The sequence below is a fragment of the Halobacterium sp. KA-4 genome, from assembly GCF_021028995.1.
Taxonomy (GTDB): domain Archaea; phylum Halobacteriota; class Halobacteria; order Halobacteriales; family Halobacteriaceae; genus Halobacterium.
Genome location: NZ_JAJJZG010000002.1, coordinates 191,000 through 217,174 on the forward strand (window position 1 = coordinate 191,000; position 26,175 = coordinate 217,174).

The 26,175-nt window shown below is 67.1% G+C and carries 29 protein-coding genes, 2 tRNA genes and 1 pseudogene; 20 read left to right on the forward strand and 12 right to left on the reverse strand.

The features are described from left to right. The first annotated feature begins 54 nt into the window (after nt 1-54). The 3 genes from LPA44_RS03245 to LPA44_RS03255 are packed head-to-tail and all read left to right on the forward strand — an operon-like array spanning nt 55 to nt 2,030. Complete coding sequence (locus LPA44_RS03245; RefSeq protein ID WP_230888151.1) at nt 55-987, forward strand: replication factor A; 933 nt, start codon at nt 55-57, stop codon at nt 985-987. A 1-nt stretch (nt 988) separates the two neighbouring features. After that, nucleotides 989-1,579 (forward strand): RPA family protein, encoded by a 591-nt coding sequence (locus tag LPA44_RS03250; protein ID WP_230888152.1) that lies wholly within the window; start codon nt 989-991, stop codon nt 1,577-1,579. A 46-nt stretch (nt 1,580-1,625) separates the two neighbouring features. After that, the gene (locus LPA44_RS03255; RefSeq protein ID WP_230888153.1) at nt 1,626-2,030 is read left to right on the forward strand and encodes a CopG family transcriptional regulator; all 405 of its coding nucleotides are present in this window, start codon (nt 1,626-1,628) and stop codon (nt 2,028-2,030) included. Here the strand turns inward: LPA44_RS03255 and LPA44_RS03260 are convergent, their stop codons facing one another. The 4 genes from LPA44_RS03260 to LPA44_RS03275 are packed head-to-tail and all read right to left on the reverse strand — an operon-like array spanning nt 2,031 to nt 4,475. Beyond that, a complete protein-coding gene (locus tag LPA44_RS03260) occupies nt 2,031-2,483 on the reverse strand; it encodes a DUF5814 domain-containing protein (RefSeq protein WP_230888154.1) in 453 nt (150 codons plus the stop codon). Nucleotides 2,484-2,529: 46 nt separating this feature from the next. Next, nucleotides 2,530-2,955, reverse strand: a complete 426-nt coding sequence (locus LPA44_RS03265) for an arsenate-mycothiol transferase ArsC (RefSeq protein ID WP_230888155.1) — start codon at nt 2,953-2,955, stop codon at nt 2,530-2,532. Continuing rightward, the gene (gene arsB, locus LPA44_RS03270; protein WP_330166475.1) at nt 2,948-4,093 is read right to left on the reverse strand and encodes an ACR3 family arsenite efflux transporter; all 1,146 of its coding nucleotides are present in this window, start codon (nt 4,091-4,093) and stop codon (nt 2,948-2,950) included. Before arsB ends, LPA44_RS03265 begins: the two co-directional genes overlap by 8 nt. Further along, on the reverse strand, nt 4,086-4,475 hold the full coding sequence (locus tag LPA44_RS03275; protein ID WP_230888156.1) for an ArsR/SmtB family transcription factor: 390 nt from the start codon (nt 4,473-4,475) through the stop codon (nt 4,086-4,088). Before LPA44_RS03275 ends, arsB begins: the two co-directional genes overlap by 8 nt. A 122-nt stretch (nt 4,476-4,597) precedes the next feature. On the opposite strand from LPA44_RS03275, the gene LPA44_RS03280 reads away from it, so the two are divergent. Together LPA44_RS03280 and LPA44_RS03285 are read left to right on the forward strand one after the other, a co-directional pair. Then, a tRNA-His gene (locus LPA44_RS03280) sits at nt 4,598-4,670 on the forward strand. Between the two features lie 101 nt (nt 4,671-4,771). After that, nucleotides 4,772-5,533: a DUF4097 family beta strand repeat-containing protein gene (locus tag LPA44_RS03285; protein WP_230888157.1), complete on the forward strand. Its 762-nt coding sequence runs from the start codon at nt 4,772-4,774 to the stop codon at nt 5,531-5,533. On the opposite strand, the gene LPA44_RS03290 is transcribed toward LPA44_RS03285, so the two are convergent. The 3 genes from LPA44_RS03290 to LPA44_RS03300 all read right to left on the reverse strand — a co-directional run bounded on the left by LPA44_RS03290 (nt 5,534) and on the right by LPA44_RS03300 (nt 8,963). Continuing rightward, on the reverse strand, nt 5,534-6,706 hold the full coding sequence (locus LPA44_RS03290) for a CBS domain-containing protein (RefSeq protein ID WP_230888158.1): 1,173 nt from the start codon (nt 6,704-6,706) through the stop codon (nt 5,534-5,536). Between the two features lie 69 nt (nt 6,707-6,775). After that, a complete protein-coding gene (locus LPA44_RS03295; protein WP_230888159.1) occupies nt 6,776-7,996 on the reverse strand; it encodes an iron-containing alcohol dehydrogenase family protein in 1,221 nt (406 codons plus the stop codon). Nucleotide 7,997: 1 nt separating this feature from the next. Next, complete coding sequence (locus LPA44_RS03300; RefSeq protein ID WP_230888160.1) at nt 7,998-8,963, reverse strand: ring-cleaving dioxygenase; 966 nt, start codon at nt 8,961-8,963, stop codon at nt 7,998-8,000. A gap of 126 nt (nt 8,964-9,089) precedes the next feature. Here LPA44_RS03300 and LPA44_RS03305 point away from each other — a divergent pair, with 126 nt between their 5' ends. From LPA44_RS03305 to LPA44_RS03325, 5 genes are all read left to right on the forward strand, one after another. Beyond that, a complete protein-coding gene (locus LPA44_RS03305; protein ID WP_230888161.1) occupies nt 9,090-9,275 on the forward strand; it encodes a hypothetical protein in 186 nt (61 codons plus the stop codon). Beyond that, the gene (locus LPA44_RS03310) at nt 9,272-10,129 is read left to right on the forward strand and encodes a 3-keto-5-aminohexanoate cleavage protein (RefSeq protein ID WP_230888162.1); all 858 of its coding nucleotides are present in this window, start codon (nt 9,272-9,274) and stop codon (nt 10,127-10,129) included. Before LPA44_RS03305 ends, LPA44_RS03310 begins: the two co-directional genes overlap by 4 nt. 25 nt (nt 10,130-10,154) lie before the next feature. Further along, a complete protein-coding gene (locus tag LPA44_RS03315; protein WP_230888163.1) occupies nt 10,155-10,535 on the forward strand; it encodes a cupin domain-containing protein in 381 nt (126 codons plus the stop codon). Nucleotides 10,536-10,780: 245 nt separating this feature from the next. Then, the gene (locus LPA44_RS03320) at nt 10,781-12,835 is read left to right on the forward strand and encodes a DEAD/DEAH box helicase (RefSeq protein WP_230888164.1); all 2,055 of its coding nucleotides are present in this window, start codon (nt 10,781-10,783) and stop codon (nt 12,833-12,835) included. A 69-nt stretch (nt 12,836-12,904) separates the two neighbouring features. Further along, the gene (locus LPA44_RS03325) at nt 12,905-14,713 is read left to right on the forward strand and encodes a cbb3-type cytochrome c oxidase subunit I (RefSeq protein ID WP_230888165.1); all 1,809 of its coding nucleotides are present in this window, start codon (nt 12,905-12,907) and stop codon (nt 14,711-14,713) included. On the opposite strand, the gene LPA44_RS03330 is transcribed toward LPA44_RS03325, so the two are convergent. Continuing rightward, nucleotides 14,714-15,136 (reverse strand): DUF6789 family protein, encoded by a 423-nt coding sequence (locus LPA44_RS03330; RefSeq protein WP_230888166.1) that lies wholly within the window; start codon nt 15,134-15,136, stop codon nt 14,714-14,716. Nucleotides 15,137-15,150: 14 nt separating this feature from the next. Beyond that, the gene (locus LPA44_RS03335) at nt 15,151-15,432 is read right to left on the reverse strand and encodes a pro-sigmaK processing inhibitor BofA family protein (RefSeq protein ID WP_230888167.1); all 282 of its coding nucleotides are present in this window, start codon (nt 15,430-15,432) and stop codon (nt 15,151-15,153) included. A 92-nt stretch (nt 15,433-15,524) separates the two neighbouring features. Here LPA44_RS03335 and LPA44_RS03340 point away from each other — a divergent pair. The 3 genes from LPA44_RS03340 to LPA44_RS03350 all read left to right on the forward strand — a co-directional run bounded on the left by LPA44_RS03340 (nt 15,525) and on the right by LPA44_RS03350 (nt 16,861). Beyond that, a tRNA-Pro gene (locus LPA44_RS03340) sits at nt 15,525-15,597 on the forward strand. A gap of 83 nt (nt 15,598-15,680) precedes the next feature. Then, on the forward strand, nt 15,681-16,478 hold the full coding sequence (locus LPA44_RS03345) for a group I intron-associated PD-(D/E)XK endonuclease (RefSeq protein WP_230888168.1): 798 nt from the start codon (nt 15,681-15,683) through the stop codon (nt 16,476-16,478). A 110-nt stretch (nt 16,479-16,588) separates the two neighbouring features. Next, nucleotides 16,589-16,861, forward strand: a complete 273-nt coding sequence (locus LPA44_RS03350) for a hypothetical protein (RefSeq protein ID WP_230888169.1) — start codon at nt 16,589-16,591, stop codon at nt 16,859-16,861. An 8-nt stretch (nt 16,862-16,869) separates the two neighbouring features. Here the strand turns inward: LPA44_RS03350 and LPA44_RS03355 are convergent, their stop codons facing one another. Further along, entirely contained in the window at nt 16,870-17,160 is a 291-nt protein-coding gene (locus LPA44_RS03355) for a DUF7526 family protein (protein ID WP_230888170.1), read from the reverse strand. 77 nt (nt 17,161-17,237) lie between these two features. Here LPA44_RS03355 and LPA44_RS03360 point away from each other — a divergent pair, with 77 nt between their 5' ends. The 5 genes and pseudogenes from LPA44_RS03360 to LPA44_RS03380 form a co-directional block, all read left to right on the forward strand. Then, on the forward strand, nt 17,238-17,651 hold the full coding sequence (locus LPA44_RS03360) for an EamA family transporter (protein ID WP_230888171.1): 414 nt from the start codon (nt 17,238-17,240) through the stop codon (nt 17,649-17,651). A gap of 190 nt (nt 17,652-17,841) precedes the next feature. Next, nucleotides 17,842-19,062, forward strand: a complete 1,221-nt coding sequence (locus LPA44_RS03365; RefSeq protein ID WP_230888172.1) for a 4Fe-4S ferredoxin N-terminal domain-containing protein — start codon at nt 17,842-17,844, stop codon at nt 19,060-19,062. Nucleotides 19,063-19,144: 82 nt separating this feature from the next. After that, complete coding sequence (gene nrfD, locus LPA44_RS03370; protein ID WP_230888173.1) at nt 19,145-20,470, forward strand: NrfD/PsrC family molybdoenzyme membrane anchor subunit; 1,326 nt, start codon at nt 19,145-19,147, stop codon at nt 20,468-20,470. Next, on the forward strand, nt 20,470-20,703 hold the full coding sequence (locus tag LPA44_RS03375) for a hypothetical protein (protein ID WP_230888174.1): 234 nt from the start codon (nt 20,470-20,472) through the stop codon (nt 20,701-20,703). Before nrfD ends, LPA44_RS03375 begins: the two co-directional genes overlap by 1 nt. Before the next feature lie 46 nt (nt 20,704-20,749). Further along, nucleotides 20,750-21,316 (forward strand): annotated as a pseudogene (locus LPA44_RS03380) (P-loop NTPase); the annotation flags it as partial. Nucleotides 21,317-21,422: 106 nt separating this feature from the next. On the opposite strand, the gene LPA44_RS03385 reads toward LPA44_RS03380, so the two are convergent. Further along, nucleotides 21,423-21,623, reverse strand: a complete 201-nt coding sequence (locus LPA44_RS03385) for a ribbon-helix-helix protein, CopG family (protein WP_230888175.1) — start codon at nt 21,621-21,623, stop codon at nt 21,423-21,425. 101 nt (nt 21,624-21,724) lie between these two features. Here LPA44_RS03385 and LPA44_RS03390 point away from each other — a divergent pair, with 101 nt between their 5' ends. Beyond that, nucleotides 21,725-22,258: a P-loop NTPase gene (locus LPA44_RS03390; protein ID WP_230888176.1), complete on the forward strand. Its 534-nt coding sequence runs from the start codon at nt 21,725-21,727 to the stop codon at nt 22,256-22,258. 8 nt (nt 22,259-22,266) lie between these two features. Here the strand turns inward: LPA44_RS03390 and LPA44_RS03395 are convergent, their stop codons facing one another. Further along, nucleotides 22,267-23,895: a sensor histidine kinase gene (locus tag LPA44_RS03395; protein WP_230888177.1), complete on the reverse strand. Its 1,629-nt coding sequence runs from the start codon at nt 23,893-23,895 to the stop codon at nt 22,267-22,269. A gap of 122 nt (nt 23,896-24,017) precedes the next feature. On the opposite strand from LPA44_RS03395, the gene LPA44_RS03400 reads away from it, so the two are divergent. Continuing rightward, on the forward strand, nt 24,018-26,111 hold the full coding sequence (locus tag LPA44_RS03400; protein ID WP_230888178.1) for a minichromosome maintenance protein MCM: 2,094 nt from the start codon (nt 24,018-24,020) through the stop codon (nt 26,109-26,111). The last annotated feature ends 64 nt before the right edge of the window (nt 26,112-26,175 follow it).

Consider the following 26,175-nt stretch of genomic DNA (forward strand, 5'->3'; position numbering starts at 1 on the left):
GCGCACCAACCCCGATACGTCTCCCACCGAAAACACGCGGAGACGAATACGACCATGAGCGACCTTTCAGACACCGCTACGGAGATACACGACGAGCTCTCCGAGCACGTCGACGCCACCGTCGACGACGTAGAAGCACGGCTAGAGAAACTGGTTTCCGAGTACAAAGTCCCGCTCGACGAGGCACGGCGCTCCGTCGAGAACCACTACCTCGACGAGGCCGGCCTCGACCGCGACGACCTCGCGGGCGGGGGCGGCAACGAGACCGTCGAAATCGAGGACGTGGACGAGCCCGAGCAGTGGGTCGACCTCACTGCGAAGGTCGTCGAACTCTGGGAGCCCCGCTCGGACTCCGTCGGGCAGGTCGGCCTGCTCGGCGACCCGACGGGCACCATCAAATTCACCAAGTGGGCCAAATCCGACCTCCAGGACCTCCAGGAGGGCCAGACCTACCGCCTCGGCAACGTCGTCACCGACGAGTACCAGGGCCGGTACTCCGTGAAGCTCAACCGCACGACCTCCATCCAGGAGGTCGACGAGGAGTTCGACGTCGGCGACAACGAGGACGAGGTCGAGGGCGCGCTGGTGGACATCCAGTCCGGGAGCGGGCTCATCAAGCGCTGCCCCGAGGAGGACTGCACGCGCGTCCTCCAGAACGGCCGCTGCAACGAGCACGGCGAAGTGGAGGGCGAGTTCGACCTCCGCATCAAGGGCGTGCTCGACGACGGCCGCGACGTCCACGAAGTCATCTTCGACGAGGAAGCGACCGAGGCGCTGACCGGCATCGGCCTCGAAGAAGCCAAACAGATGGCAAAGGACGCCCTCGACACCACCGTCGTCGCCGACGAGATGCGCGAGACGGTGCTCGGGCGCTACTACCGCGTGACCGGCCCGACGTTCGGCCGGTACGTGCTCGCCAACGACACCGAACAGCTGGGCGAGCCCGCGGACCCGGAAGCCGTCCTCATCGAAGCGAGGTCGATATAACATGAGTAACGCACCCACTCGCGAGGTTGCACGCCGCGCCTTCGCCGCCGAATTCAACGACGCCGAATTCACGTTCAAGGAGTCCGACGACGAGCGCGCGCCGCTGTACGCGCTGTTGCCGACCGGGGAGCGCGCGAACCGCGTGTTCGTCGTCGGCACGCTCACCGAGACCGAGGACATCGGCGAAGATTCGGAGTACTGGCGGGGCCGCGTCGTCGACCCAACCGGGACGTTCTTCGTGTACGCGGGCCAGTACCAGCCGGAAGCGGCGTCCGCGCTCCGCGACGCCGACACGCCGCAGTACGTCGCCGTGGTCGGGAAGCCGCGGACCTTCGAGACCGACGACGGGTCCGTGAACGTCTCCCTGCGGCCGGAGTCCATCACGGCCGTCGACGAGGCGACCCGGGACCGCTGGGTCGTCGAGACCGCCGAGCGCACGCTCGAACGCCTCGACGCGTTCGACGACGAAGGCAACGAGTACGCCGAGCGCGCCCGCGCCGAGTACGGCGAGGACGTCTCCCCGTACCGCCGCGCGCTCCTCGAAGCCTTGGAGGACTTCGATACCGAGGGCGACGTACCCGCCGACGCGTGACTGTCTGACAAACGCTTATAGGGCTCGTTTCCTTATCTGGCGGTAGATGGGGAACAAGAACAAGACCATCTCGTTCCGCGTGAACGAGGACACGTTCGACGCGCTCCGGGACATCGCCGAGGAGCGCGACCTCTCGCTGTCCGCCGTGTTCCGGGACTACGTCGACTCGCTGGTCGCCCACGACGGCCAGGTCCGGGTCGTCCCCGAGAACCAGCCCGAGTCCGTGGAGAGCGAGGAGTTCCCGCCGAAAGTCGAGGTCCCGAAGAGCTTCGTGCGCGAGCACGAGCGTCTCGAACTCGAAGCCGAACACCTCCGCGACCAGCTCGAGGAGCACAAGAAATACATCGACCACCTCCGCGAGCAGGTCGAGTCCGAGGGCGACGTCGAGGAAGTCATCCACCTCGAAGAGTTGGACGGCGACGACGACGAAGAGCCCTACCAGCTCGGGTAGCTACCGCGACAGTTCGCGTTTCTCTCTGGTCGCGCGCTCGGCCTGCTCCTGGCGGCCGTCCACCTCGGCGAGGTCCTCGACGGCTTCGAGCGTGCGGACCGCGTCGTCCAGGAACGAGTAGATGTCACCGGGGTAGGCGTACACCATGTAGTCCTGGGTCATCACGTCGACCATCGACTCGGGGTCCAGTCCCTGCGCGCGCAGTTCCAGGAGGTACTTGACGAACTTCCGCTCGGGGTGGCCACAGTAGGGGTTGGACTCGCAGCCGCAGTCCAGGAAGTCCTCGGAGAAGTCCAGCACTTTGTCGCGGGTGGCTTCGTCCAGGTCGGAGAGGTCGCCCGTGAAGAGGATGTCCAGGGTCGCGCCGCTGAACGCGCTCTTCGGGAAGCGCGTGTCTATCTGGGACGCTATCTGGCGGTGGTTCTTCACGTAGATTTTGTCCGTAACGGCCACAGTCACCCGACAGTAGGCGGCAGCCGTGGAAAAGCGTATCGTCCGGTCAGTCGCCGGCGAGTTCGTCGAAGAGGTCAGCGACCCGTTCGCGGACGTCGTCCCGAATCCGCGCGACCTCGGCCGGAGAGCGGCCGTCGGGGTCGTCGAGGTCCCAGTCTCGGTTCTCGCCCGCCCAGCCCGCCGGACAGACGTCCTCCGCGGAACAGCCCATCGTAATCACGTAGTCGGCGTCCCGGACTTCCTCGAAGGTGACTTCTCTGGGCGAGCGGTCTCCGATGTCGAAGCCAGCGTCGGCCATCGTAGCGACGACTTCCTCGTGCACGTGGTCGGCAGGGTCGGTCCCGCCGGTCACGAGGTCGATTTCGGATTCGAGCCCGCGGTTCGCGCGCTCGCGCTCGGCGAACGCGTACGCCATCTGAGAGCGGCCAGCGTTCTGCACGCAGACAAAGGCGAGCATAGTCGTTTCAGTCATCGGTGAGTGGGGCGTCGAGGCTACCGGTGGTGTGGTCTGTCCAGTCGTAGCGGCGCTGGAAGTACAGCGCGACGTTCACGAGCGCCAGGAGAACTGGCACTTCGATGAGCGGGCCGACGACGGTGGCGAACGCGACGCCGGAGCCGACGCCGAAGACGGCGACGGAGACGGCGATGGCGAGTTCGAAGTTGTTCGAGGCGGCGGTGAAGCCGATGGCGGTGGTGGTGGAGTAGTCCGCGCCGATGCCCTTCCCCATGCCGAAGCTCACGAGGAACATCACGACGAAGTAGACGGTGAGGGGGACCGCGACGAGCAAGACGTCGCCGGGCGCGGCGACGATGTTGTTCCCCTGCGTGGCGAACATCACGACGACGGTGAACAGCAGCGCGACGAGCGTCAGCGGGTCGATTTTCGGCACGAAGTCGTTCTCGTACCAGTCCTCGCTATGGAGCCGCGTGCCCGCGAACCGGGTGAGGAAGCCCGCGGCGAACGGGACGCCGAGGAAGACGACGATGGCCTCGAAGACCTGCATCGGAGTGACGTCGAAGGTGGTGATGCCGGCGGCGAGCGCGTCCAGCCCGAACGCCGACGGGAGCACGAGCGCGAACAGCCAGACGTAGACGCCGTACGTGAGAATCTGGAAGAGGCTGTTGAACGCCACGAGCCCGGTGACGTACTCCGTGGAGCCCTCCGCGAGTTCGTTCCAGACGAGTACCATCGCGATGCAGCGCGCCATCCCGATGAACACGAGCCCGAGGAAGTACTCGGGGCGCGCGGGCAGCCCGGGGACGACGCCGCCGAAGAAGACGACGGCGAGCCCGAACATCAGCGTCGGGCCGATGAGCCAGTTCTGCACGAGGCTCAGGCTGAGGATGCGCCAGTTGCTGAACACCGCGCGCAGTTGCGAGTAGTCGGCTTTCGCCAGCGGCGGGTACATCATCAACACCAGCCCGATTTCCACGAGGTGGAGGTCCTGAATGGGCTGTGTGACCGACGGCGCGGCGTAGCCGAGGCCGACGCCGGCAGCCATCGCAGCGAAAATCCAGACAGTGAGGTACTTGTCGAGGACGTCCATCGAGCGCGGGTCGCCGCAGGCCTCGCAGCCGCAGTTCGGGCCGTGCTCGTGAGCGCTACTCATCAGTCTCCCCGCGGTCGGCGGCGGCGAAGAGGTCGTCCGCGAGCGCGGTGGTGTCGTAGTACCGCCAGTTGCCGTCCTTCCGCCGGGTGACGAGTCCGGCGTCGACGAGGTCCGAGAGCGCGTGGCTGACGGCGCTGTCGGAGACGTCGACGAGCGGTTCGAGCTCGCAGACGCAACGCTCGCCGTCGCTGGCGGCGAGCACGCGCGCGAGCCGGTAGCGGGTGTCGTTGCCGAGCACCGCGAACACGGACTGGGTGTCGTCGTCGAACGCGTCGTCAGCGAGCCCGTGGAGTTCGTCGAGCCGCCGCTCGACGTCGCCGTCGCAGCACTCGCCGAGTTCGTCGGTGAGCAGTCGTCGCAGCCGGTCGGCACTCTGAGCCATACGCCTACCTGAATTCTCGTTCAGATAGTCGTTCCGATGTGAACTGTCGTTCAGATAACGTGGGTGGCCCGGCGCGTGTCGTAACGTATTTGAATTCCAGTCGGCTAGAGATGGATGCAGTGTCCGGGGTAGGGTAGTGGACTATCCTTCAGCCTTGTGGAGGCTGAGACGCGGGTTCGATTCTCGCCCCTGGACCTTTTCATATAGTCGAACCGAGGAGCGACCGCTGTGCGCGCGCATCTGAACGCGTGCCACGCCACGGCAACGACTTTACACGTTCGCTACGCGTCACCGGTATGCGACGCAGAGCCCTCCTCGCCGGCTTCGCAGCCGGCACGACGACCGTCCTGGCCGGCTGCACGGACGCCGGGAGCCTGTTCGGCGACCCGGTGCAGGAAACCCGCGAGCAGTACTTCGACATGCCCGACGGCACCCGAATTCGCGTCGAGAACACGAACGGCGACGTGGACGTGACCGGTCGCGACAGGCCGGATGGGAGCGTCGACGCGACGGTGACAGTGCCCGGCGAGAGCCGCCTCGACGACGTGACCGTCGCAGTGGACGAGGGCGGCGACGAGGTCACAGTCGCCGTCGACATCGGGGGTGACACCAGCCGTGTGAGCGTCGACCTCGACCTGTTAGTTCCCGAGGATGCCGCGATGGCAGCCGTAGAGACGGAGAACGGCCACGTCGAGGTGCGGGACGTATCGGGCGTGGGCACGGCGCGCTCGGCGAACGGGAACGTAACCGTCCGGAATGCAGGCCCCGTCTCGACGGTGTCGAGCGCGAACGGCGACGTCGCCGCGGACGTGCCGGCGCCGCTCCCCGGCGACGTGCTGGTGCGCACCGAGAACGGGAATGTCGAGGCGGCGCTGTCGCCGGACGTCGACGCGACGCTGGACGCGAGGACGGAGACGAAATACGTGGAAATCGAGGACGTAGAGGTTCAGAACCGGAGCGGCGACAACGCACACGTCACGGGGACGCTCGGGGACGGCACCCACGACGTGACGATGCGGACGACGAACGGCCGCATCGAGATTCGGGCGCTCCAGTAGTCAGGGCGCGGACTGGCCGCTCGCGCCGGGTATTTTGGGCTCCTCGCTGACGCCCGTCGACTGGATGATGTCGAAGGCAGTCATGAGGTCCGTGCGGGAGACGAGCCCGACCATCTCGTCGGCCTCGTCGACGACGACGAGGCGGCCGACGCCGTGCTCCTGCATGGCGTCGAGGGCGTCCATCGCGTTGCTGGACTGGGAAATTGTGTAGACTTCCTCGGACATGACGTCCTCGACGTGGATGGCGTCGCGTTCGACCGGGTCGACGTCCCGGGCGTCGTCGAGCGTGACCATGCCGACGACGCTGCCGTTGCGCATGACGGGGTAGCCGGTGTGGCGTTCTTCGAGCATGCGCTCCATGAGTTCGGCGACGGAGTCGTCGGCCTCGACGGTGTGGACGTCGTGGGTCATGATGTCGGCGACGCTGACGTCCTGGAAGACGGCGTTCATGACGGTGCGCTGGGCTTCGCCGGACGCGCCGATGTAGATGAAGAAGGCGATGGCGATGAGGATGAGGTTGAACCCGAGCAGGCCGACGATGCCGAGCAGGAGCGCGAACAGCTTCCCGACCTCGGCGGCAATCTGGGTGGCGCGGGCGAACGAGCGCTTCCGGGCGAGCAACGCGCGGAGGACGCGGCCGCCGTCCATCGGGAAGCCGGGGAGGAGGTTGAACGCGGCGAGCGCGAAGTTCATCAGCGCGAGGTAGCCGAAGACGAACCGGAACGTGTCCAGTGACGCTGGCAAGAAGTGGAGCGCGCCGAACGACAAGACGCCGAGCGCGATGCTGACGATGGGGCCGGCGATGGCGATGAGCAGTTCCTGGCTCCACTCCTCGGGCTGGTCGGAGAGGCTGGCGATGCCGCCGAGAATCCACAGCGTGATGGAGTCGATGGGGAACCCGAAGTGCATCGCGACGACGCTGTGCCCGAGTTCGTGGAGGACGACGCCGGCGAACAGGCCGACGGCCGCGGCGATGCCGAGGTACCACCGCATGTTGCCGTCGGTGAGCGCGGCGGCGTCGAGGTTCGCGTTGAACGGCACGCTGTTGAGCGTCTCTATCCAGACGTCGACCTGCATCCCGATGAGGTAGGCGAACACCGGGAGAATCAGCAGGAACGTGACGTCGAGTTTTATCGGGATGCCGAACGCGCTCCCGATTTTGAAACTTCGCATACCCAACGATACCGGGGCGTCCCGCTTAAAAGCGGGGGCGGCTGTCCCACACGAGCACCGACGGCCGGGTCAGTAGGCCGCCCGGAGGACTGCTTCCACGTCGTCGGTCGTGAGGTCGAGGTCAGGTGGCGCGTTCGCCATGAAGGCGTCCGCGACGACAGTCTCGGCGACCGCAGGGAACTCGCTGGGCTCGGGACCAGCGACGTCGGCCAGCGAGTCGGGGAGGCCGAGGGCGTCCCGGACGTCAGCAACGGCCGCTACGACCGCTTCAGCGGGGTCGTCGGCATCCGCAGCGCCGAGCGCGTTCGCGAGCAGATCGCGGCGACCGTCCACTTCCGCGAAGAGGTGGCGGAGGACGTGCGGCGCGACGACGGCGTGGGCAGCGCCCTGCTGGACCGCGTAGCCGTCGGTGAGTCCGTGTCCGAACGCGTGAATGACGGAGAGCGTCGTCTCGCCGGGCCGCGAGATGCCGTACTGGACGAGCAACAGCCCCTCCAAGACGGGTTCGAGGGTGTCGGCGTCGACACTCCCACGCCCCAGTTCGCGGAGGCCGTCGGCGAGGAGGCCGAGCCCGCGGGCGGCCGTCGCGTCCGTGACTGGTGTGGCGTTCGCGGCGTACAACGTCTCGATACCCTTGTCGAAGCCGTTCATCGCGGAGCCGACGAGCACGTCCCGGGGCGTGGTAGCGACAAGCGCGGGGTCGTAGCAGACCGCGCACGGCATCAGCCGGCGGTCCGAGAGCCCCCCGCTGACGGGCACGTCGACCAGCCCGGAGTCGGGGTGAGCGTTCAGTCCAGCGACCACGGAGAGGTCCGCGCCAGCGAGCGTCGTCGGCACGGCGACGATTGGTTCGAGGTCGCCGTCCGCGGAGAGCGTGCCGGTCTCGGCGAACTCCCGGGCGGCTACCTCGGCGTCGTGGCCGCCCGTAGCGAGTACGCTGACGGCTTTCGAGACGTCGAGACTGCTGCCGCCGCCGAGCGCGACGAGCACGTCGGCGTCCTGCTCGCGGTACGCGTCCCGGGCGTCGAGCGCGGTCGAGAGTCGCTTCTCGGGCGTCGTCTCGTCGAAGACGCCGGCCAGTTTGTCGCCCAGCCCGTCACGAATCGGGTCCATCACGGCCGGCGTGCTGCCGACGGTCGACCCGCAGACGACGAGCGCGCGCTCGAACCCCTGCCGGTCGAGTTCGTCGGCGAGGTCGGCGACGCTGTCGACGCCGTACCGGAGCACACCGGGGTCGTAGTCGAAGCGGAACGGCTCGCCGACGCGGTCGCTCGTGGCTGGGTCGGTCACGCTACGTCCCTCCGTCCTCGGGACGAGGGGGTTCGAACTCGGGGAGTGCGGCCTCGATTTCGGCGCGCTCGGCCTCCAGCCACTCCGGGAGCACGAGACTGGACCCGAGTTCCTCGACGTCCTCGTCGACGTCGAAGCCGGGGCCGTCGGTCGCAATTTCGAAGAGCACACCACCGGGCTCGCGGCAGTACAGCGACTGGAAGTACTTCCGGTCGATGGGGCCGCTGGCGGAGAGGCCGTGGTCGGCGTAGGCTTCCTTGTACGCCTCTAATTCGTCGACGTTCTCGGCGGTGAACGCGACGTGGTGGACGGTGCCGACGCCCATTCGTCCGCGGCCGGCGTCGGTCTGCACGAGGTCCAGAATCGAGTGCGGGCCGCCCGCGGACGTCTGGTAGCGTCGGCGGTCGCCGTCGTCGCCGACGTGCTCGTACCCCAGTACCTCGGTGAGAATCTCCTCGGTCGGGCCGAAGTCGCGGACCGCGAGCGTGACGCTGTGGAACCCGCGCAGCTGGTGTTCCTCGGGGACCGGGCCGTCGGGCCACGGCACCGCGTCGGAGTCGCGTGCGTGCTCGCTGGCGACGAGTTCGAGGCCGATGCCGTCCGGGTCCGAGAACCGGATGACGGTGTCGCCGAAGCGCTCGGACTCTTCGACGGCGACGCCCTGTTCGTCGAGGCGCTGGACCCAGAAGTCCACGGACTCGGGCGGAATCAGGTACGCGGTGTCGCGGGTCTGGCCCGCGCCGAACTGCCCGTCGCGGCCGCTGTCGGTCCACGGGAAGAACGTGATGTTCGTCCCGGGCGTCCCCTCGTAGTCGCCGAAGTAGAAGTGGTACGTGTTGGTGTCGTCGTGGTTGACGGTGCGCTTGACGAAGCGCAGGCCGAGCGTCTCGACGTAGAAGTCGGCGTTCGCCTGCGGGTCGCCCGCGATGGCCGTGACGTGGTGGAGTCCCGGCGTCGAATCTGTCATGCACCGACGTAGGCGGTCCACACACGTATAGCCACGTTAGACGGCACTGTCACCGGGTGACGCCTCCGTCACCACCGGACGGGGAGGCCAGCGAACGGTTAACACGCCGGCGGACGAACGCGACGTATGACCTGCCCACACCTGGAGTACCGCGAGGAGGGCGACGGCCGCGAATTCGACACCGCGCGGGCGTACTGCACGATTACCGAGGAGTTCGTCCAGCCGATGCGCGCGGACGTCTGCAACGACCGCTACGACCTCGACCACGCCGCGCACTGCGAGATATTCCGCGAGCACGAGGGCGAATCGTGAGCTACGAATCGTTCCTCGCGGGCGACCCCGTCGTCGTGACGGCGGCGCTGACCGGCGGCGTCCACGGGAAGGAAGCAAACCCGAACGTCCCGGAGACGCCCGAGGAAATCGGACGCGCGGCCGCGGCAGCCGAGGATGCTGGCGCTGCGGTCGTCCACGTCCACGCGCGGAAGCCCAACGGCGAGCGCTCGTTCGCGACCGAGGACTTCCAGGCCATCGACGACGCCATCCACGAGCACGCCGCCGACGTGATAATCCAGCACTCGACGGGCGGCACTGGCGCACCCGACGACCTGCGCCACGAACCCCTGCGGACTGACCCCGCGCCGGAGATGGCAAGCCTCGACATGGGGCCGCTGAACCGCTACGACCACCTCACGAGCGAGAACACCCGCGGGCTCGTGGACTCGCTGTACGACGAGATGGACGAGCGCGGCATCAAGCCCGAGTTGGAGGTGTTCAACGACGGCCACCTCAACGAGGTCCACGGCCTGCTCGAGCGCCGCGACCTCGCCGACCCCGTCTACGCCACGCTGATTTTCGGGCCGGGCACGCTCACCCGGCCACGCCCCCGGAACTTCCTGAACCTCGTGTCGAACCTCCCCGATGGCGCGGCGTTCAACACGCTCGGGTTCGGCCCACACCAGCTCCCGTTCGCCACAATGGGCATCATGTTCGGCGGACACGTCCGCGTCGGCCTCGAGGACAACGTCTACTACGAAAAGGGCGAACTCGCGGAGAGCAACGCCCAACTCGTCGAGCGCGTGGTCGGCGTCGCGGAGACGCTCGGTCGCCCGGTCGCGTCGCCAGCCGAAGCCCGCGAGGTCCTCGGCCTCCGGGACGGTGACGCCTAAGGCCCGGGACCGCCACGGTACGTGTATGACGACTTCCGAGACCGCGAGCCACGTGGTTCGCCGCGCTGCCGACGTTGAGTACGAGACCGTGGACGCCGCCGAGGGCATGCGGAAGGGCGTGCTGCTGGACGACACCGATGGAGCGCCCCACTTCGCGATGCGGCGGTTCGTCCTCGAACCGGGCGCGAGCGTCCCCGAGCACACGAACGAAGTCGAGCACGAGCAGTACGTGCTCGCGGGCGAGTACACGGTCGGCATCGAGGGCGAGACCTACGAGGTGAGCGCCGGCGACAGCCTCCTCATCCCCGCGGGCGCGGTCCACTGGTACGACAACCCCGGCGACGAGGAAGGCGCGTTCGTCTGCGTCGTCCCGAACGGCGACGACGCCATCGAACTCGTGGAGTAGCGACGACACCGACCACCGCCGACAGCGACTGAACAACCGACACCGGGTGGACTGAAAGGGACGGCGCGGTCGCCGAACCCCGGCGACGTAAGCACGCGAACGAAGTGAGCGCGCGCAGCGAGCCGCGGGAGGCGACCGCGTCGGGGCTTTCGAGGACACGTCGAAAACACCGATAGTGAGCACGGCCAATACGCGAAGACCTAGCAAGCGAATCGCTGAAATACTGTCCTCCCGTACGTTGGTTCGTGTCTGAGCAGGTCCAGCGCGTGGATACGTTGTTCCTCCACGAGACCGGAGACGACTACTTGGCGGTCGCCCAGCGGAGCAGCGACCGGTTGTTCCGCGCGAAACTGGAGTTAACGGAACGGGATGCGGGGCCGCGGCCCGGACGATTTCGCGTGAAGACGGGAAGCGGCGAGGAGCCGCGCAGCCCCGACCAGTTCGTGGACATCGCGCGGCGCGCGGACCGCATCCGCATCAGCGAGCAGACGAGCCGGAGCGGCCGCGGGGAGCTCCGGGAGATGCTGGACGCCTACCAGCAGGACGCGAAGGTCGTGCGGACGTGCCGGTACTGCGCGGGGAAGGGGCGGTACTCGCCCATCACGTCGGAGACGGCCATCGAGGCGGACGGCGAGTTCATCTGTCAGGACTGCGCGATTCGCGAATTGGAGCGCGAGCTGTCGTTCAACGGCGGCATGACGGGCGCGGCGCAGGACCGCCTCGAAGAACTCCTGCTGGAGGAGCAGGACCTCGACCGCATCACCGGATTGTTGGGTGGGAACCTCGACCCGGACTTGACGAAGTTCGACGAGGTGAGCGCGACGACCGACGAGGTCGACCCGGTGCCGGTCGACAGCCTCGACCTCCACCCGGACGTGAAGGAACTGTTGACGGCGCGCTTCGACGAACTGCTGCCCGTGCAGAGCCTCTCCGTGGAGAACGGGCTGCTCGACGGCGAGGACCAGCTCGTGGTGTCGGCGACGGCGACCGGGAAGACGCTCGTCGGGGAGATGGCGGGGCTGCACCGCCACCTCTCCGGGAAGGGGAAGATGCTGTTCCTGGTGCCGCTGGTCGCGCTCGCGAACCAGAAGCACGAGGACTTCCAGGACGAGTACGGCGACCTGGCGAACGTCACGATTCGCGTGGGGTCCTCGCGGATTCGGGACGACGGCCACGCGTTCGACCCGTCGGCGGACATCATCGTCGGGACGTACGAGGGCATCGACCACGCGCTCCGCACGGGGAAGGACCTCGGCGACATCGGGACGGTGGTCATCGACGAGGTGCACACGCTCAAGGAGGACGAGCGCGGCCACCGCCTCGACGGCCTCATCTCGCGGCTGAAGTACTACTGCGAGCAGCGCGAACAGCAGTACCGCAACTACGAGGGCGCGCAGTGGATCTACCTCTCGGCGACCGTCGGCAACCCCGGCGAACTCGCGCGGGGGATGCGCGCGAACCTCGTGGAGTTCGAGGAGCGACCGATTCCCATCGAGCGCCACGTGACGTTCGCGGAGGGCAACGAGAAGCCCGACATCGAGAACAAACTCGTGCGCCGGGAGTTCGACAAGGAGTCCTCGAAGGGGTACAAGGGCCAGACCATCATCTTCACGAATTCGCGTCGGCGCTGCCACGAAATCTCGCGGAAACTGGACTACCCCTCCGCCGCGTACCACGCGGGGCTGGACTACGGCGAGCGCAAGTCCGTCGAGCGCCGGTTCGGGAATCAGGACCTCTCGGCGGTCGTGACGACGGCGGCGCTCGCGGCTGGCGTCGACTTCCCCGCCTCGCAGGTCATCTTCGACACGCTCGCGATGGGCATCGAGTGGCTCTCCGTCCAGGAGTTCGAACAGATGCTCGGACGCGCGGGCCGCCCCGACTACCACGACCGCGGGAAGGTGTACATGCTCGTCGAACCCGACGCCTCCTACCACTCCTCGATGGAGGGCACCGAGGAGGAAATCGCGTTCAAACTCCTGAAGGGCGAGATGGAGGACGTCGTCACGCACTACGACGAGACCGCGGCCGTCGAGGAGACGCTCGCGAACGTCACGGTCGGCGGGAAGGCCGCCAAGCGCCTCAACGACCGGATGCTCGGCGAAGTGCCGACCAAGCACGCGCTCGGGAAACTCCTCGAGTACGACTTCGTCGACGGCTTCGAGCCGACGCCGCTCGGGCGCGCGGTGACGACGCACTTCCTCGAACCCGGCGCGGCGTTCACGATTCTGGACGGCGTGCGCAAGGAGAAACACCCCTACGACATCGTCGCGGACATCGAGTTGCGCGGCGAACAGCAGTAGTCCGGCGCGCCCGCTGGCGGGTCGTACCTGCCGTTCGATTTTAACCGGAGGCGTGTGAACGGGTCGCACATGACTCTGGTCGCCGCGGCTGGACTGGCCGCGCTCTCGGTCGCCGCCGCCGGGCTCGTGCTCTACGCCGCGTGGCGCGCGGAACCGTCCCGCGACGCACAACCGACGCCGCCGAGCGACGCGGCCGCGCTCGCGGACGGCGGCGAGCGCGCCAGCGGCCCGGCCGACGCCGAACCCGACGGCGGCGAACCCGCCGAGTCGGGCTACCTCCTCGGAACCTCCGCGTCGCACAAACTGAGCGGCGTCACGCGCTGGCTGACAACGATCGACCACAAGGACATCGGGCTGCTGTACCTCGCGTTCGCCGCGACTGCGTTCCTCTGGGGCGGCACGGACGCGATGATGATGCGCACCGAACTGTACGACCCCGCGGTCTCCGTCTGGGACGAACACACGTACAACGCCCTGTTCACGATGCACGGGCTCACGATGCTGTTCCTGTTCGGGACGCCCGCGCTCGCCGGCCTCGGGAACTACCTGCTCCCGCTGTTCATCGGCGCCGACGACATGGCGTTCCCCCGCATCAACGCCATCGCCTTCTGGCTGCTCGTGCCCGCACTCGTGCTCATGCGCGCCGGCCTGCTCTCGGACGTCCTCGGCCACGTCTTCGTCGCGGGCGGCCTCGGGGTCCTGGGTGACCAACTGCTCGCGCTCGCGCCGCCCGCGACCGGGTGGACGTTCTACGCGCCGCTGTCCGTGCAACTCGAACTCCCGACGGTGAGCGTCGTCCTGCTGGGCTTGCACCTCTCGGGGGTCGCCACCACGATGTCCGCCATCAACTTCATCGCGACCATCTTCACCGAGCGCGAGGTGTCGTGGCGCGAACTCGACATCTTCTCGTGGACGATGCTCACCCAGTCCGGGCTGATTCTGTTCGCGTTCCCGCTGCTGGGCAGCGCGCTCGTCATGCTCCTGTTAGACCGCACCGTCGGCACGACCTTCTTCGCTATCCAGGGCGGGAGCCCCATTCTCTGGCAACACCTGTTCTGGTTCTTCGGCCATCCGGAGGTGTACATTCTCGTGCTACCGCCGATGGGTATCGTCAGCCTCCTCGTCCCCAAGTTCTCGGGGCGGAAGCTGTTCGGGTTCAAATTCGTCGTTTACTCGACGCTGGCGATCGGTGTGCTCTCCTTCGGCGTGTGGGCTCACCACATGTTCACCACGGGTATCGACCCACGGCTCCGCGCTAGCTTCATGGCCGTCTCCATCGCCATCGCCGTGCCGTCGGCGGTGAAGGTGTTCAACTGGATTACCACGATGTGGAACGGCCACGTCCGCCTCACCGCACCGATGCTGTTCTGCATCGGCGGCATCGGGACGTTCATCGTCGGCGGCGTCACCGGCATCTTCCTCGCCGCCATCCCCATCGACCTCCTGTTGCACGACACCTACTACGTCGTCGGCCACTTCCACTTCATCATCATGGGGCTCATCTCGTTCGCGGTGTTCGCGGGCGTCTACTACTGGTACCCCCTCGTCGTCGGCAAACACACCGACTACCGGCTCTCGGTCGCACACTTCCTGCTCACCACCGTGGGCATCGTGCTCGCGTTCGGCCCGATGATGATTATGGGCCAGGAAGGGCTGCCGCGGCGGTACGCCTCCTACCCCGCGGAGTTCGCGGGCCTCCAGCAGGTCGCGACGCTCGGCGCGATTCTCATCGCGCTCGGCACGGTCGTCTGGCTGTTCAACCTCGTGCAGTCCTACCGGATGGGCGAGCCCGTCACCACCGACGACCCCTGGGACCTCCGCGAGCACGGCGACGACCGTACCGCGGAGTGGGACGAACTCCCCTACGGGCGCGAGTAATCAGACGTCTTCGAGGGAGTGGTAGACCGCGCCGAGCGTGAACCCGTAGAGGAGGTGCGCGAACAGCGTAAAGGAGAGGTGGAGCGCGCCCTCCAGGGAGGTGAGGTCGGGCGACGCGACCACGACGTACACCACCCACAGCGGGATGCTGAACGCCATCCCCCGAATCGCGGGGTCGCCGCCGCCCGGCACCGTCGAGAGCACGCGCCCCAGGCGCACGAACACCAGCGGGAACAGTACCATCCCCGCCAGCAGGAACACGAACAACCCCAGCACGGGCTGGTCGGAGACGCCCGCGTACCGCGCTATTGCCGGGCCGACGCCCAGCTCGAAACGCGCCTCGACCTCCGCGATGACGAGCACCACGGACATCACGATCGTCCCGGCGACACCACCACCAATCGCGCGTCGTATCGGGTCCATGCGTTGTCACCTCCTCAAACCACCAGCGGCACCGCCAACAGCCCCGGCACGAACGCCACCCCAAGCGTCGCCAGCAGGATGACGAGTATCGCGCTCGGCAGCCCGCCGATTGCCACCACGAGCAACGCCAGCGGCGTCACCGCCACCTGCGCGCCCAGGAACTCCGCGATGAGGATGACCACGAGCCCCACGACCGCGTTGACGATGAACGGCTTCACCGCGCGAATCACGCGGTACGCGCCGAACAACGCCACCAGTACGAGGACCGCGAGCCCGACCTCCAGCATCGTTGGCATACGTACCCGTGTGACATCCACCGCGAAAGTCGTTGTGGCGACAGCCCGCCGAACGAAACCCTTACGCCGTCCCCGGCGGTACGTCTACGTGCGGGACCGTGGGGTAGCTTGGTATCCTTTCGGCCTTGGGTGCCGATAACCCCGATTCAAATTCGGGCGGTCCCACTCCAACACTTTCCTAACACGTAGCCGCGCCGCTGCTTTCATACTCGATTAATGTTACGTCGGTTCGCGAACTGATAGCAGCTATGCAGAGCCATCGGAAGGGTGAGTTGACGGAAGTAATCGCCATCGCGGAGTTGAAGCGCCGCGGGATACCCGTCTCCGTTCCGTTCGGGGACAACGAACGGTACGACCTCGTCATCGAATCCGAAAACGGCCTCTATCGGGTGCAGGTGAAAACCGGAACGTTCGACGGCGAAACGGTGCGGTTCAAGGGCTACTCGATACACACGAATTCCGAGGGGAACGTCCACGAGGCGTACGACGGGGACATCGACTACTTCCTCGTGTACTGCCACGACTTGGAGACGATGTACCTCGTCGCAGAGGACACTGTGACGTCGAACATGCGCCTTCGCGTCGAGGACCCCGAAATCGAGCAGCCGAGCATCAACTGGGCTGCCGAGTACAAATTCGACGAACAGTGGCCGCCGGAGGACGGCACGAACTCCGTCGTGGACGAGCGCGAGGCCATCGTCCAGACGCTGCGCGACCGCGGCGTGGATGTCATCGACGCGATGGACAGCGACGCGCCCTACGACGTCATCCTCCGCACGCCCGCGGACGACCTCGTGCGAGCGGCCGTGCGCCGGGGTTCGGTGACGAACGGCCGGATTCGCTTCGACACGAGCCAGACCGTCCCGGGTCCCGACGACGTCGAGTACGTGGTCGTGGACTGCGCGGAGCGCGGCGAGCAGTATCTCGTCGAGCGCGCGAGCTACGAGCGCACGATGAGCCTGCGGGTGGCCGAACCCGAGCAGGCGCAGCCGTCGATAAACTGGGCTGCCGACTACGAATTCCGGACGTGCTGGCCGCCGAGGTAGTTGTTTCGCAGAAACAAGTCTGGTCACCCCAAGATAGACATGCCGAGTTGTATAGCCCGAAAATCCACCCTGGGAGAATACATTTACCGACACCCCACCAACACGTACACATGAGCGACCTGTCCCCGACTGACGTGGCACCGGCGTGGGTGTGGCTCGCGACGGCCGCGAGCGGCGTGCTCGCAGCAGTTGTACACGTCGTGGGCGGCGCAGCCTACGAGTCCGCTGTCGGCGTGCTGACCGCCGGCGCAGTCGTCGGCGTGCTGTACCTGCTCTACCAGTGGGGACAGATTCGGGAAAAGCCGACCAGTGCGAAGAGCGACCGCGAGAAGGAGATGGAAGCGGAGGCGGGCGGCTACGGCGGCAACGGCGGCGGTGGCTAGCCCGGCGCCTATTCTTCGCTGAGGACGTCGTAGACGCCGACCATCTCCGTTTCTTCGACGCGCGCCGTGAATTCAGCGCCTTCCTCGGGCGCGTCGTCGGCGACGAGCGTGACAGCTTCGATGGGGTCGCGCAGCAGGAACGACTTGATGCGTTCGGGCCACGACGGCGCGCCGCCCTTCCGGCAGACGAGCACGTACCGAGAACTGGCGAGGTCGCGGAGGGCAGGCTGGAGGTCGTGGTCGTCGACGTCCTCCGGGGGGACGACGGCGAGCACTTGCGTGTGGAGCGTTTCGGGCACACGCGACCCGAGGGGTTCGACCGGAATGAGTCTTGCTCGAACGCGGTGCTTTTCCGGCGCACGCGAAACGCACCGGTATGGTCGGGTCGTCGGTTCTCATCGCGGTCGTGGCACTCGTGTTGTACGGCGCGTGGGCGGTCACCGCGGGCGTGGCGACGCGGAGCATGACGCCCGTGAACGCCGTGTTCGTCTCGTACGTCGCGGGCATCGCGGTCGCGGGCGGGTACGTGCTCTGGACGCGCCAGCCGGTGACGGGCTCGCGCGTCGACCTCGCGTTCGCGGCAGTCTCGGGCCTCTGTCTGGCCGCCGGCACCATCGGCTTCTACGCGGCGCTGGCGCGCGGGAACATGGCCGTCGTCTCCGCCATCGTGGCGCTGTACTTCGTGATTCCCGCGGTCGTCGGCGTGTTCTACTTCGACGCGGCGCTGTCCGCGACGAACGTCGCGGGGCTCGCGCTCGCGGTCGTGGCGGTCGTGCTCGTTGCGTCCTGACGAGACTCGACCCCGCCTGCGGGACTCTCTTATAGGCAACTCCGAACATCATCCGGGCGGCTCCCACGCAGTGAAAACTGCGAGGGTGGTTCTTGGAGAACGCGCGGAGAGCCTCCGCTGACGGTCGAATCACGCGAGAGACGACGGGCGGCGGCCGTTCGAGTCGCCCGCACGACGGAGGCTGACACGAATGCCAGACTCAGACGACGACATCCCAATATCGTTCGACGACGACGAAGAGGACCGCATGGAGCGCCTGCTCGACGACACCGAGTACGACACGGAGCTCGGCGTCGAGATGGCGAAAGACGCCCAGCGCGTCGCCGCGGGCGAGCTCTCGGAGGCGGAGTTCTACCGCCAGTACCACGAGGACGTCCTCGAGGAGTTCGGCGAGGACGACCGCGAAATCTCGGGGCTGCTCGACGACGCCGGCGGCGACGGGTTCGCCGACCGGCTCTCCGGGCTCGCCGACGACGAGGGCCTCTCGCGGCGCGAAGTGATGAAGAAGGGCGGCGCCGCGGCGGTCGCGCTCGGACTGTTCGCGAGCGTGGACAGCGAGACCGCGGCCGCCCAGGAGGGCGACGAGGGCGAGGGCACGCGCTACGGGATGACCATCAACCTCAACAACTGCGACGGCTGTCTCGCCTGCGTCGTCGCGTGCAACGAGGAACACGGCACGTCCCGCGGCGCGAACTGGATGTACGTGTTCACGTACGAGGACGAGGACCAGGGCGACGAGAACTTCCTCGTGCGGCCGTGCCAGCACTGCACGGACTCCCCCTGTACGAAGGTGTGTCCGGTCGGCGCGCGCCACACCCGCGAACAGGACGGTCTCGTGCTCACCGACTACGACATCTGCATCGGCTGCCGGTACTGCGAGGTCTCCTGCCCGTACGGCGTGAATTACTTCCAGTGGGGCGAACCCGACGTCCCGGACAGCGAAATCGACGACGACCACCAGTACGACGAACGCGGCCGCTGGGTCGGCTCCCGGCCACCGAAGGGCGTGATGGGCAAGTGCACGTTCTGCGTCGACCGCCAGGACGGCCAGATGGGCGAGGACAAGATCGGGACGACCGCCTGCGAGGAGGCGTGCGCGATGGACGCCATCCACTTCGGCGACATGAACGACCCGGAGAGCGCACCCAACCAGCACCTCCGGGAGTACCGCGAGCAGCAGGAGAACGACCAGTCGTACCCGAACCGGAAGGAGCACACCGTCTCCACGTTCAAACTGATGGAGGAGCGCGGCACGGACCCGAACGTCCACTACATCGGGAACGAGCCGTCCCCGCACGCCGAACAGGTCGAGGGCCCCGTCACGTACGAGGACGCGGGCATCGTCGACAACCGCAAGGAGGAGGTGCTGGACAATGGCGCGATGGCCAACACGGAGGGCGAAGAGGCATGACGAGCGCCGACCGCGAACGCCCCGAGCGCGCCGCCCGCGACGACGGGACGCGCCGCGTCACCACGAACGGAGGTGAGCGGCCGTGAGCGTCGACGTTACCGGCGTCGGTCGCGACACGCTCGTGCGGCCGATTCAGACGTTCTCGAAGAAATACGTCGTCGCCTTCCTGCTCGCGCTGGCGGGCGTCGGCGTCTGGCTGTTCTTCTACGTCCAGCAGCTCGAACACGGCCTCGTCGTCACCCACCTCGGGGACTGGGGCTCCGGCGGCGGCGTGCCGTGGGGCCTCTACATCGGCGCGTTCATCTGGTGGGTCGGCATCGCCCACGGCGGCATCATCCTCTCGGCCGCGGTGCGGCTGCTCGGCATGGACACCTACCAGCCGGTCGCGCGCATGGCCGAACTGCTCACGATTGCGGCGCTGACCTGCGCGGGTCTGTACATCCTCATCCACGTCGGCCGGCCGGACCGCCTCGTCACGAGCGTGCTGCCCGCGTGGCCGACGCGCGTCCAGTGGTCGCCGCTCGTCTGGGACGTCACCGTCATCACCGCGTACTTCGTGCTGACGGCGACGTACCTCCTGTTGACGATTCGCTACGACGTCCACCGGCTGCGCGACCGCCTCCCCGACCGCTTCGAGCCGCTGTACAGGGCGCTGCTCGTCGGCTACAGCGAGAAGGAGGACGCGGTCGTCGAGCGTATGGTGTGGTGGCTCGCGTTCGCCATCATCATCATGGCGCCGCTGTTGCTCCACGGCGGCGTCATCCCGTGGCTGTTCGCCCTGCTGCCGTCGATGGCGGGCTGGGCGGGCGGCGTGCAGGGGCCGTCGTTCCTCTCCATCGCGCTCACCTCCGCGGTCAGCGGCATCATCATCATCGCTGCGGCGTTCCGCTACGCCTACGACTGGCAGGAACTCATCCCGACGCAGGTGTTCTACGGCCTCTCGAAGTGGCTGGGCTTCTTCGGGCTGCTCTTCCTGTGGCTGCAGCTCCAGCAGGTCATCACGGGCATCTTCGCCGCGCCGACCACGCTCCAGCACGCCACCGAAGTGAAGATCGCGACCCCCATCTACTGGGTCGCCATCGGACTCGTCGTCGCCGCGGAGCTGTACGTCTTCGCGGCCGCGCTGAAGTCGTCGCTGTTCTCGATTCCGCGCATCGTCGCGGTCTCCGTGCTGGTGCTCGTCGGCACGCTCGTCGAGAAGACGCTGTTCGTCGTCGAGGGGCTCCAGCACGCGCACTTCCAGCTCTACGACGCCGTCCCCGGCGTCTACGTGCCGTCGCCCGTGGAACTGTCGTCGCTTCTGGGCGCGGTCGGCATCGTCGTGCTGTTCTTCCTCGCCGTCTCGAAGGTGATTCCGGTGGTCGAACTGCACGCCATCGAGGACGACCACGAGGAGGTGACCGAGTGATGTTGCCGCTCGCGTCGGCGCCGTACACGCTGCCGTTCGTCGGCCCGGGCACGTACCTCATCTTCGGCATCGTGCTCGCGCCCGTCTACGTGATGCTGGCCGCGTGGTACCTCGGCGAGCCCAGCGACGGCCGCACCGCCGGCCTCGGCGTCGCCTACCTCGCCGGCCTCACGACCGTGCTGTGGGGCGGCCTGTTCGTCGCCACGATGGTCATCAAAGTCGCGTTCTTCTGACAGCCAGCCACCCGCGCCGGGGGGACCCCGGCACCCACCCAACACCATGACCACTGCACCCGAACTCCGAGCACGACTCGCCGACGTGGAGGACCCGCTGAACGACGACGACATCGTCTCGATGGGGCTCGTCAACGACGTCACGGTGAGCGAGGACACCGCCCGCGTCTCGCTGGCGTTCAACGCGCCGTACTCGCCCGCCGAAATCGAGATTGGCAACGAAATCCGGGACGTCGTCGAGGGCGCCGGCCTCGACCCCGACCTGCGCGCGAACGTCGACGACGACCACGGCTTCGACGACGAGATTCTCCCGGGCGTGAAGAACGTCGTCGCCGTCGCCAGCGGGAAGGGCGGCGTCGGGAAGACGACGGTCGCGGCGAACCTCGCGGCCGGCCTGAACGACCGCGGCGCGCGCGTCGGCATCCTCGACGCGGACGTCCACGGCCCGAACGTCCCCCGCATCCTGCCGACGGAGAACGAACCCGGCGTCACGCCCGACGGCGACATCGTGCCGCCGGCCTCGGACGGCGTGCGCGTGATGAGCACCGACCACATGATGCCCGACGGCGACGAGCCCGCGGTGATGCGCGGGCCGATGGTGAACAACGTGATGAGAGCGTGTCATAGAACTATTCACACATAATGATTATTTTGTTTACTATTATAGGAAGATATTATCTTAGAAGCTCGTGCACTTGGTGCACGGATCTTAAAATCGGTCAGAGAGTGCCCTTTCGTTTCCGAATAATGATTTCTCGCACCTGTTCTACGTGATTCGTCTCGGATTGAACGAACGCTGTGAGGATGGCCTCGACGATCTCGGAGCGGCTGGCTCCGAGATCGTCACACTCAGCGACCAATTCATCCACTTCTCGCACGATTTCCTCGTCAACAGCGACGCCGAACTTCTCTTTCGCCATAGCTAAAACAAGCTTAAAACGGCGTGCACTAAGTGTACAACGGTCTCAATTCGTCTAAGTTGATTTAGCGAACCATGTGAACTCTTCTATGACAGGCTCTGATGATGAAGTTCATCAACGAGGTCCAGTGGGGCCGCCTCGACTACCTCGTCGTGGACCTGCCGCCCGGCACGGGAGACGCGTCGCTGAACCTCCTGCAGACGCTGCCCGTCGCGGGCGTCGTGGTCGTTACGACCCCACAGGAGATGGCCGTCGCGGACGCCCGGAAGGGCCTGAAACTGTTCGCCGAGCACGACGCGCCCGTCCTCGGCGTCGTCGAGAACATGGCCGCGTACCACTGCCCGAACTGCGAGGACACCCACGAGGTGTTCGGCAGCGGCGGCGCGGCCGAAATCAGCGACGACTACGACGTCCCCGTGCTCGCGGACCTCCCCGTCCACCCGGACTTCGGCAGCGAGGCCGGCGGCCCGACGATTCGCGACGAGGACAGCGCCGTCCAGGACGACCTCTTCGACTTCGTGGACGAGACCGCCGACCGCGTCGGCGAAATCAACCGCCGGAAGGTCGCCGAACACGTCGCCGAGCGCGGCGACGACGTGCCCGAGGAAGCCGACGCCCCCGCTGGGTCGCCGTAGGCCGGGCGTCACTCCGCGGAGTCGACGCCAGTAATTTCGAAGCGCGCGCCCGTCTCGCTCTGCTCTGCGTCGGTGGCGGCGACCTCCCAGCCGTGCGCGGACGCGATGGTCTCCACGATGGAGAGCCCGAGGCCCGTGCCGTCGCTGGTCGTGTACCCCATCTCGAAGATGTCGTCCTGCAGGTCCGCGGGGATGCCGGGGCCGTCGTCCTCGATGTAGAACCCCGAGCCGTCGGCGAGCGCGCCGACGCGCACCGTGACGTCTGGACCGCCGTGTTCGACGCTGTTCCGGTAGAGGTTCTCCATGAGTTGGACGACGCGGTCGGCGTCCGCGTCGAACGCGAGGTCGCCATCCACGACGTGCGTGGCTTCTTCGGCGGCGACCGACGCCCACGCCTGTTCGGCCAGCGCCGCCAGCGACACGCGCGAGCGCTCACCGATGTCCTCGCCTTCGCGCGCGAGCATCAGCACGCCCTCGATGATTTGCTCCATGCGGTCGAGCGCCCGCGCCGCGGCGTCGAGGTGCTCGCTGTTGCGCTGGTCGCGCTCCAGGTCCACGCGGCCCGCGGCGACGTTGAGGGGGTTGCGGAGGTCGTGGCTGACGACGCTCGCGAACTGACCGAGGCGCTCGTTTTGGCGCTGAATCTGGCGGCGCGCGTGCTCCTCGCTGGTGACGTCCGTGACGACGACCATCTCGCCGACGCGCGTCCGCCCGAACGTGAACGGCGTCGCCGACACCTGGTAGAACCGCCGCTCCCCACCCCGGTCGAGTTCGACGACGTCGCGTTCGCCGGCGAGCCGGTCGGCGATTGCCGGGACGACGTCGGCGAGCGGTTCGCCCGTCGCGCCCATCAGCGTGGGGAACAGTTCGCGGGCGCGCTCGTTCGTGTCCCGAATCTCGTCCTCCTCGGTGAGGAAGACGACCGCGTTGTCGACGTCGCCCGCCAGTTGGACCGCCTGGAACCGGTCGAGGAAGACGAACAGCACGCCCACCGCGAACGCCGCGACGCCCAGCGACTCGTAGCTGAGCTCCGGAATTATCGACGTGGACGCGCCGACGATGTCCGCCGCGACCGGGAGGCCGGTGATGCCGACGAGCACGAGCAGCGGGCGCGTGTCGTAGCCCGTCTGCCCGAGCAGCTCGAACAGCATGAAGTAGCCGACCGCGGCGAGCGCGTACGCCGTCCCCATCACTACCCAGTGGAGGACGTAGTGGTCGACTGCGAGGTGCTGGAACGGGGCCGACACCTGCTCGACGCCGAAGTAGAAGCCGTGCACGGGGTTCGTGACCTTCACCGCGACGACGGCGAGGAAGACACCCAGCGCGACCCGGCGGACCAGCGGGTCGCGGTGGAACGCCCGGCCCGTGTACGCCGAACAGAAGTACAGCCACGCGCCCACTGTGGCGAGCCCGAAGATGAGGCCGCCGGTGTACGCCGCGACCTTGAGTTCCGTCGACGGCAGCGCGAGGAAGCCCGCCTGCGCGGCCGCCCAGCCGCCGCTGGTCACGAGCAACGCGGCGAGCCCGCGGCGCGTGTCCGGGTCCTTGACGTGCTCGACCTGCGACAGCCCCGCGACGCACGCGAGCGCCGACACACCGAACACCGCGACGTAGCCAGCGAACACCAGTCCTGTCATCAGACGACTCCGTAGTTGTCGGGGGTTCTCGGCGGAGCGGGATACCTGTTCGGGCGTGGATTCACTTCCACCCCGGTTTGCGAACCTTCTTAGGCGAGCGCGCGCTACCTACCGTGGACAGAATGGCCCAGGCCGCAAACCAGGAACTCGTCGACAGGTTCGAGGAGTTCTACCGCCGGTACTACAGCGACGACGTCGCGGAACTCGCCCGCAAGTACCCCCGCGAGTCCAAATCCCTCCACCTCGACTGGCGGGACCTCTACCAGATGGACCCCGACCTGGCCGACGACTACATCAACCACCCCGACGACCTCCGGGAGGCCGCCGAGGAGGCGCTGCGCCTCTACGACCTCCCCGTGGACGTCAGCCTCGGACAGGCCCACGTGCGCGTGTTCGGTCTCGACGAGCACACCGAGATTCGCGCGATTCGCGCCGAACACCTCAACACGCTCGTCAGCGTGCAGGGGATGGTGCGGAAGGCGACGGACGTGCGCCCGAAAATCGAGCGCGCGGTGTTCGTCTGCCAGCGCTGCGGCGCCGAAACCGAAGTGCCACAGGGCGACGCCGGCTTCCAGGAGCCCTACCAGTGCGAGAGCTGCGAGCGCCAGGGGCCGTTCAAGCTCGACCCCGAGCGCTCCGAATTCGTCGACTCCCAGAAACTCCGGATTCAGGAGTCCCCGGAGGGGCTGGCGGGCGGCGAGACCCCCCAGAGCATCGACGTGCACGTCGCCGACGACATCACCGGCGAAGTGACGCCCGGCGACCACGTCACCGTCTCGGGCGTGCTCCGCCTCGACCAGAGCGAGGGCAGCAACGAGTCCCCCGTCTTCGACCTCTACATGGAGGGGACGTCGGTCGTCATCGAGGACGAGGAGTTCGACGAGATGAACATCACCGAGGAGGACAAACAGCAAATCGTCGAAATCTCGAACCGCGAGAACATCTACGAGCAGATGGTCGACTCGATGGCGCCCTCCATCTACGGCCACCGGGAGGCCAAGCTCGCGATGATTCTCCAGCTGTTCTCCGGCGTCACCAAACACCTCCCCGACGAGTCCCGCATTCGCGGCGACCTCCACATGCTACTCATCGGGGACCCCGGCACTGGCAAATCGGCCTTAATTTCGTACGTCCAGAACATCGCGCCGCGCTCCGTCTACACCTCCGGCAAGGGTTCGTCCTCGGCAGGTCTGACGGCGGCAGCCGTGCGCGACGACTTCGGCGACGGCCAGCAGTGGACGCTGGAAGCCGGCGCGCTCGTGCTCGCCGACCAGGGCGTCGCGGCGGTGGACGAACTCGACAAGATGGCCGCCGACGACCGCTCGGCGATGCACGAAGCGCTCGAACAGCAGAAGATCTCGATTTCGAAGGCGGGCATCAACGCCACGCTGAAAGCCCGCTGTTCGCTGCTGGGCGCGGCGAACCCGAAGTACGGCCGCTTCGACCAGTACGAGCCAATTGGCGAGCAGATCGACCTCGAACCCGCGCTCATCTCCCGGTTCGACCTCATCTTCACGGTGACCGACGAGCCCGACCCCGAGGAGGACGCGAAGCTCGCCCGCCACATCCTCCAGACGAACTACGCGGGCGAACTCAACACCCAGCAGGAGCAGCTCGCGAGCGCGAACCACACCGAGGACGAGGTCGACGCGCAGACGGACACGGTCGCGCCGGCCATCGACGCCTCACTCTTGCGGAAGTACATCGCGTACTCGCGGCGGAACTGCTACCCGACGATGTCCGACGAAGCACGGGAGGCCATCGAGGACTTCTACGTGGACCTCCGCGCGGAGGGCCAGGGCGAGGACTCGCCCGTGCCGGTGACCGCGCGCCAACTCGAAGCGCTGGTGCGGCTCGGCGAGGCCTCCGCGCGCGTCCGACTCTCGGACACCGTGGAGGTCGAGGACGCCGAGCGCGTCATCGAAATCGTGCGCTCTTGCCTCCAGGATATCGGCGTCGACCCCGAGACCGGCGAGTACGACGCGGACGTCGTCGAAACCGGGCGCTCGAAAACCCAGCGCGACCGCGTGAAGAACGTCAAGGCCATCATCAAGGAGATCGAGGACGAGTTCGACGAGGGCGCGCCCGTCGAGGAAGTGTTGGACCGCGCCGAGGAGGTCGGGATGGACGCCTCGAAGGCCGAACACGAGATTGAGAAACTCAAGGAGAAGGGTGAACTCTACCAGCCGAACAAGGACCACCTGCGGGCGATATGAGAATCGGCGCGATCTGAAGGACGCGAGTCCACGATATTTGGATGATTCTGGGTTGCGGTGACGC